Genomic DNA, 604 nt, shown 5'->3' with positions numbered 1-604 from the left:
ATTAGTAAGTTCACGGAATGAACTTGTTAACGAAATGCAGGAAAACTATATTATTACAGAGATGAATGGAGAAGTTGTTGAGTTTTCTAAGGGTTTCTATGAATATTTTAGTATTGATTCTTCACATACAAAAACTATCGATGCTTTTATGGATTTCATTAATAACAATGCAATTGTTTATGAAAATTTTGAAGCAATTCAAGATAAAACATTTAAAAACAAGCCATACTTTTATATTAATAAAAAAGAGTTTGAAATTCCTGGATTTGAACGCAAAGGAATACTTTATTTGTTTTATGATGAAACGCGTTTTGTTCAAATGGTTGATAAACTAAATTATGCTCTAAAATATGATACGATGACTGGACTTTATAACCGAAATCACTTTGACAAACATTATGATTACTTTGAAGAAAAACACAATCAATGTGGAGTTATTATTACCGACTTAAATGGATTAAAGCTGTATAATGATTTTTTAGGTCACCGAATTGGTGATAAAATAATTGAAACTTACGCAGAAATATTAATAGCTATAGATGTGGATGATTTAAAAGTTTATCGATTTGGAGGTGATGAATTTTTAATCTACAATTAAAATACC

At 27.3% G+C, this 604-nt stretch carries 1 protein-coding gene; it reads left to right on the top strand.

What is annotated here, in order from left to right; genetic code table 11:
• On the top strand, nt 1–598 hold a 598-nt coding region (locus ABCO64_RS10585; protein ID WP_343089446.1), incomplete at its 5' end, for a GGDEF domain-containing protein.
• Nucleotides 599–604: the final 6 nt, after the last annotated feature.

Source organism: Methanocalculus natronophilus (assembly GCF_038751955.1).
In the GTDB taxonomy this organism is placed as follows: Archaea; Halobacteriota; Methanomicrobia; order Methanomicrobiales; family Methanocorpusculaceae; genus Methanocalculus; species Methanocalculus natronophilus.
Note: the sequence above shows the minus strand (reverse complement) of the source record. Positions and strands in the feature narration are given on the sequence as shown.